The 5718-nt window shown below is 64.9% G+C and carries 9 protein-coding genes; 4 read left to right on the top strand and 5 right to left on the bottom strand.

Going from position 1 to position 5718, the window contains the following annotated elements:
* Window positions 1–70: 70 nt before the first annotated feature.
* Complete coding sequence (locus tag ACEQXV_RS02585; protein ID WP_370251109.1) at window positions 71–826, bottom strand: DUF6782 family putative metallopeptidase; 756 nt, start codon at window positions 824–826, stop codon at window positions 71–73.
* A 145-nt stretch (window positions 827–971) separates the two neighbouring features.
* On the opposite strand from ACEQXV_RS02585, the gene ACEQXV_RS02580 reads away from it, so the two are divergent.
* The 3 genes from ACEQXV_RS02580 (at window position 972) to ACEQXV_RS02570 (ending at window position 2777) form a co-directional block, all read left to right on the top strand.
* Window positions 972–1559, top strand: coding sequence for a rhodanese-like domain-containing protein (locus ACEQXV_RS02580; RefSeq protein WP_370251110.1), 588 nt, complete (start codon window positions 972–974; stop codon window positions 1557–1559).
* 90 nt (window positions 1560–1649) lie between these two features.
* Window positions 1650–1895, top strand: coding sequence for a zf-TFIIB domain-containing protein (locus tag ACEQXV_RS02575; RefSeq protein WP_370251112.1), 246 nt, complete (start codon window positions 1650–1652; stop codon window positions 1893–1895).
* A gap of 66 nt (window positions 1896–1961) precedes the next feature.
* Window positions 1962–2777: a sugar phosphate isomerase/epimerase family protein gene (locus ACEQXV_RS02570; protein ID WP_370251114.1), complete on the top strand. Its 816-nt coding sequence runs from the start codon at window positions 1962–1964 to the stop codon at window positions 2775–2777.
* A gap of 29 nt (window positions 2778–2806) precedes the next feature.
* Here ACEQXV_RS02570 and ACEQXV_RS02565 read toward each other — a convergent pair whose 3' ends face one another.
* A complete protein-coding gene (locus ACEQXV_RS02565) occupies window positions 2807–3115 on the bottom strand; it encodes a hypothetical protein (RefSeq protein ID WP_370251115.1) in 309 nt (102 codons plus the stop codon).
* Between the two features lie 9 nt (window positions 3116–3124).
* Window positions 3125–3397, bottom strand: a complete 273-nt coding sequence (locus ACEQXV_RS02560; protein ID WP_370251116.1) for a hypothetical protein — start codon at window positions 3395–3397, stop codon at window positions 3125–3127.
* A 210-nt stretch (window positions 3398–3607) separates the two neighbouring features.
* On the opposite strand from ACEQXV_RS02560, the gene ACEQXV_RS02555 reads away from it, so the two are divergent.
* A complete protein-coding gene (locus ACEQXV_RS02555) occupies window positions 3608–4141 on the top strand; it encodes a redoxin domain-containing protein (protein ID WP_370251117.1) in 534 nt (177 codons plus the stop codon).
* A gap of 3 nt (window positions 4142–4144) precedes the next feature.
* Here ACEQXV_RS02555 and ACEQXV_RS02550 read toward each other — a convergent pair whose 3' ends face one another.
* Together ACEQXV_RS02550 and ACEQXV_RS02545 are read right to left on the bottom strand one after the other, a co-directional pair.
* Window positions 4145–4573 (bottom strand): hypothetical protein, encoded by a 429-nt coding sequence (locus tag ACEQXV_RS02550; protein WP_370251118.1) that lies wholly within the window; start codon window positions 4571–4573, stop codon window positions 4145–4147.
* A 62-nt stretch (window positions 4574–4635) separates the two neighbouring features.
* Window positions 4636–5718: helicase-related protein (locus ACEQXV_RS02545; protein WP_370267749.1), on the bottom strand; the 1083-nt coding region annotated here is incomplete at its 5' end.

Below are 5718 nucleotides of genomic sequence, written 5' to 3'. Positions count from 1 at the left end.
TTCATCCCCGTCATCGGGGAATGGGCGGCGCGGATCGCGGCGGAAATCCAGGGCGGGGCGGATTAATCGCTCAGGGTCGCGACAGGTCTTGCGGTTCGGTGCAGGGATAGTCGGTGCCATCGGGCAGACGACAGAGGCTCGACAGGAATTCCGGCGGAAGCAACTGGTATTGCGGCAGGGCGTGGGCTTCGTCCTGCCGGTCAAGGTAGTCGCTGCACGCGGCGATGTAGTAGCTTTCCCGCCGCCAGTCGGACCCATACCACTGGTAGAACGCGGCCGCGCTGGCCCCGGTTTCGTCAGCCCCCCGGTCGATCGCCTGCTGGAAGGCGTCGGGAATGTCCCGGTAGAGCCCCCAGTCGGTCAGCGCCTGCCAAGCCTCGGGCTGATCCTCTTGCAGAAGCGTCCAGGCCACGAGCGTGGTGACCGCCATCGCGTCGGCCTCAAGCGCGAAAACGGCGCGCGCGTTCTCGGCCATCGACAGGGTGGCGGCGGGGCAGAAGCCTTCGCCGATCTGTTGCAGGTGGCGCAATTCATGCAGGAAGATCACCATCTGCTCGGGCCGGGTCAGGCCCGCGCTGATCACAATGCGATTGCCATCCACGTCAAGGTATCCGCGCGCGCCGAAGGGTTCGTCGTCGAGGCAGAACTCGGGCCGGGCGGAGGCCATGGAGGCAGGATAGTAGGGAAAGCGCTGAAGGGCCGGGGCGGCCATGTCCAGCACCTCGCGCATCGCGGGCGGGGCGGCATCGAACGGGTAGGGCAGGCAGGTCTCGGCCGCCGCCAGCGGCAGGGCGAGGAACGGGATGGCCGGGAGAGAAAGAAGCACGGGGCGGGGACGCATGGCGTCAACTATAGACACGATCAAAAACTTTTGTCCTGAGATTTCCCGTGCGGCGAGCGGTGCCATTGCGCGGATGGCGGGATGGGGTAGGGTCACATGCAGAACGTTGCATTTGAAACGGAGACCTGCCATGCGCCGCGTCCTTGCCGCCCTTGCCCTTGCCGCCCTTGCCCTGCCTGCCGCCGCGCAGGAGCCTGTGGGCATTACCCGTGACGTGATGTCGGTCACGGTCGAGACGGCCTCTGGCCCGCGCGAAATCGCCCGCATCCAGGACAATGCCAATATCATCGAGGATGAATGGGGCCAGACCTCGCGCCCATGTCCGGCCTTCTGTATCCAGCCCATGATCCCGGCCCCCGGCGTGACCCCGGTGGGCGAGCTGGAGCTGCTGGAATTCCTGCAAGATCCCGAGGTCACCGTCGTCGACAGCCGCACCCCCAACTGGTTCGAGGCAGGCACCATCCCCGGCGCGGTCAACATGCCCTACACGGAAATGGTTGATCGCCTGGGCGAGTTGGGCTGCGAGATCGACTTCGACGGCTGGGACTGCACCGCCGCCGTTCCGGTGGCGCTCTTTTGCAACGGGCCATGGTGCGGCCAGTCGCCCACGGCGATCCGGCGCATGATCGAGGCAGGCTACCCTGCCGAACGCATCCACTACTACCGCCCTGGCATGCAGGGCTGGCGGATGCTGGGGCTGACGGTCGCAGGCGGCTGAACCCGATAAAAATCGTCAGGATGCACATTGTTTCGCGGGCGGGCCTACCTATCTGAAGATCTACAGACCCCAGACAGGAGAGCCCGCCAGATGCAATGCCCCATTGATGGAACCCAACTCGTGATCGCCGAGCGCAGCGGTGTCGAAATCGACTACTGCCCGACCTGCCGGGGCGTCTGGCTGGACCGCGGGGAATTGGACAAGATCATCGAGCGGAGCGCCCTGGTAGACAACCGTGAGGGGCACTGGCGCGAGGCCCCGGCCAAGGGCTATGGCGAGAAGCGCAAGAAGAAGGAAAGCATCGGCTCCTTCCTGGGCGATATCTTCGATTTCTGACGAAACGGGCGGCAGACAGCCGCCCTTTTCTTTGTCACACTCCCGGTGCAGCCAAAGGGAGGCCCCATGTCCGATCTGCCCATCGTCGGCGCGCAGCTGAGCGTGCTGGATCTCGACCGCCACCGCGACTGGCTGTTCGAGAAGAACCGCGATCTTGAACTGCCGGAATTCTGCATGGCCGATATCCTGGCCAATGCCGGGCCCTTCATCGACATGGCCAAGGCCAAGCTTGACGGCTGGACCGGGCGGCTTGGCATTCACGGGCCGTTCGGCGGGTTCGAGCTGGACGTGAAAGACCGCGATATCCGCGCCGTGGTGCAGAAGCGGCTCGACCAGGCGCTCGATGTCTGCGCGGCGCTCGATGCGCGGCAGATGGTCATTCACTCGCCCTATGACGGCTGGGATGCCTGCAACCTCGATAACGCCCCCAAGGATCGCGCGCGCCGGGTCTCTGCGGTGCTGGAGACGCTGAAGCCCGCGATTGCGCGCGCCGAGGAGCTGGGCGTGATGATGGTGATGGAAAACATCAAGGACACCGACCCGCGCGACCGGGCCGAGGTGATCGCCGCCGCCGACAGCCCCGCGCTGCGCCTGTCGGTCGATACCGGCCATGCCCATTGGGCGCATTGGGTCTGCGATGCCCCGCCCGCCGACCGCTACATTTCAGCCGCGGGCGAGATGCTGGGCCATGTCCATTTGCAGGACACTGATGGCTATGCCGACCGGCACTGGCCGATCGGGCGCGGCAATATCGTGTGGGAGGCGATCTTCCAGGCGCTTGGCAACATCAAGTCGGCCCCGCATCTGATCGTCGAGATCAACGATTTCGACCGGGTGGAGGAAAGCGTGAAGCATCTCGAACGGCTCGGCTTGGCGCAGTAGCCGCCAGCCCGGCTGCGCGCCGGGAAGGCTCAGTTCAGGTAGAGCGACACGCCAAGGAACCCGGCCATTGGCAGCAGGGCCAGGGCCATGCCGTAGTGCTGGTGCAACCGCGAATGGGCGAAAGCGATGGCCGGTGTCAGGAACGCCGCCGCAAGGATGCCCGCCCCGGTCAGGATACCCAGCATCTGGCCCCGCTCGGTGCTGGCAAGAAAGGACTGCTGGGTCAGGATCACCGCCAGGGCCAGGAGGCCGATTTGCAGAATGGCCAGCGTGTAGATCACCAGCCGCATGGAACGGCTGTAGACAGGCAGCGGGGCGGCGGGGGTAACACGGGTCATGGGCGGGCCTCAGTCAGTGAGGGGGCAGAGCAGGATTTCGCGGGTTTCGCAGCTGGTATCGAGGCAGGTGACCTGCTCGACCATCAACGGGTTGGCCGGAGCATGCCCTGCCTCGAAGACACGGGTGTGACAGGCAGGTGCAGCCTCGGCCACGGCGGGCAGGGCACGCTGGAGGCCCACAGGCGTATCCGGCGCGATCACCGGACCCGCGACATGGGCCAGGCCCGGGCTGGCGAACCCGAACAGAATCACGGTGCAGCAGGTGGCAAATTGGCGGTGCATGGCGCGGTCCCCTTGATGATACCCGTGGGTCGGCCGAAACCGGGCAAAGGTTCAAATCCGGAGTGTCGAGGTCTCAAGGACAGCACACGGGCATCAGCCGATAGCTGAAGGGGGACCAGATGCATTGGAACCCTATCCTTCTGAGATATCGCGCCGGGTTAATTGACGCTGTTACATTTCTCCCGTTTTTACAGCTTAAGGAGCGATCCAATGAGACTCGGCGATCACATGCCGAACTTGACCGTCACGTCGCAGAACGGGCAGTTTTCCCTGTCCGAGGCGACTTTTTCATCTTGGTCTGTGGTGATGTTCCACCCCTGCGCCTTCACATCGGTCTGTAGCACCGAGATGCGCAGTATCGCACAGTTGCAGGCAGAGGAGCGCATGCCCTCGATCCGCTTCTTCAGCGTGATGCCCAACGGGGCTGACCGAATCGCGGCCTTGGTGAAGGAACTGACGGCGGACTCGCTGTTTCCCGTGCTTCACGACTGTATCTCGGACCCGGCCGGCGAACTGACCCGCGCCTTCGGACTGCCTGTCGCGAAGGAAGACGAGATTGGCCCGAGGGGATACTTCATCTTCGGCCCTGCCGGGGTTCTCAAGTCTTACCAGATCCTGCCGACGGTGGTGGGTTTCTCGTCCACGGAACTGCTGCGCCTCGTCTCGGCGCTGCAACTGGTGCGCCACGGCGAGATGTATGCACCTGCCGACTGGCAGCCGGGCCACGAACTTCTGTCGGTCTGAGGTTCAGGCAGAGGGGCTTTCGGTGCAGGCGCGGAACGCCGCGACCTCGGCCGCTGCCCCCTGCAACTGGATCAGCACCGCCGCGTGACCTGCGAAGGCCGTGGCGGTGCGGTTGAATTCCAACCCGTCCAGGACGTTGGAAAACCCGCTATCCGTTACCGTGATCTCGTAGCCCCCGCCGCCGAGCTGGTGTCGGGTGGTTGTGATATTGGCGGGTCGGTCGCCCTCGAACCAAAGCCCGAAGATGGGCGCCTCGGGCCACGGGTCGGGCGCGCGCACGGTGATGGAGTAAAGCGGCCCCGCCGGATCGTAGGTGAGGTGAACCGACAGTCCGGGCTCGGCATGATCGAGCCGGCAAATCCGCCCCTCCTGATCTGCCTGCCAGGCATGAGCGGGAGAGGTGAGAAGGGCGAGAAGGAGAAGGGTGCGCATGGGGGAATGGTAGCAGGTTTTGGGGCACTGTGAACGGGGGATCATGTGATGCCGGGGGCGGACTACCCCCTCCGCCTCTTCCCGCCTCTCTGCCCGGGCCGTCCTGCCGTTGACCGGCCGGATGCCTTCGCGGCCCCCTCGACGGCGGCGTCCACCGCCGCCTGGCGGGCGAGCGGGTCGTCGGAGACCACGAGGTCCACGGTTTCCAGCCGCTTGATCTCGTCCCGCAGGCGGGCGGCCTCCTCGAATTCGAGGTTCTCGGCGGCCTTGCGCATGGCGTCGCGCAGCCCGTCGAGATGCGCCTCCAGGTTGGCGCCGTGCATGGGCTTGTCGATTTTGGCGGTGACGCGGTTCATGTCCACGTCGCCTTCGTAGAGACCGGCGAGAATATCCTCGACGTTCTTCTTGACCGTCGCGGGCGTGATCCCGTGTGCCTCGTTATAGGCCATCTGCTTTTCGCGGCGGCGGTTGGTTTCGCCAATGGCGCGTTCCATGCTGCCGGTCATGCGGTCGGCATACATGATCACGCGGCCCTCGGCGTTTCGCGCCGCGCGTCCGATGGTCTGCACCAGCGAGGTTTCCGAGCGCAGGAAGCCTTCCTTGTCGGCATCCAGAATGGCCACCAGCCCGCATTCGGGGATGTCCAAACCTTCCCGCAGCAGGTTGATGCCGACCAGCACGTCGAAGGCACCCAATCGCAGGTCGCGCAGGATCTCAATCCGCTCGATCGTGTCGATGTCGGAATGCATGTAGCGCACCTTGATGCCCTGTTCGTGCAGGTATTCGGTCAGGTCCTCGGCCATGCGTTTCGTCAGCGTCGTGACCAGCGTGCGGAAGCCCTTGGCGCTGACCTTGCGGATTTCGTCCAGCAGGTCATCGACCTGCGTGGTGACGGGACGGATTTCGACCTCCGGGTCCAGAAGGCCCGTGGGCCGGATCACCTGTTCGGTGAAGATGCCGCCGGTCTGCTCCAGTTCCCACGCCGCAGGGGTGGCGGAGACGAAGACCGACTGGGGCCGCATCGCGTCCCATTCCTCGAATTTGAGGGGCCGGTTATCCATGCAGGAGGGCAGGCGGAAGCCATGTTCGGCCAGCGTGAACTTGCGCCGGTAGTCGCCCCGGTACATGCCGCCGATCTGGGGCAC

This window comes from Nioella sp. (genome assembly GCF_964229645.1).
Classification (GTDB): Bacteria; Pseudomonadota; Alphaproteobacteria; order Rhodobacterales; family Rhodobacteraceae; genus Nioella.
This window is presented reverse-complemented; position numbering and strand designations above follow the sequence as displayed.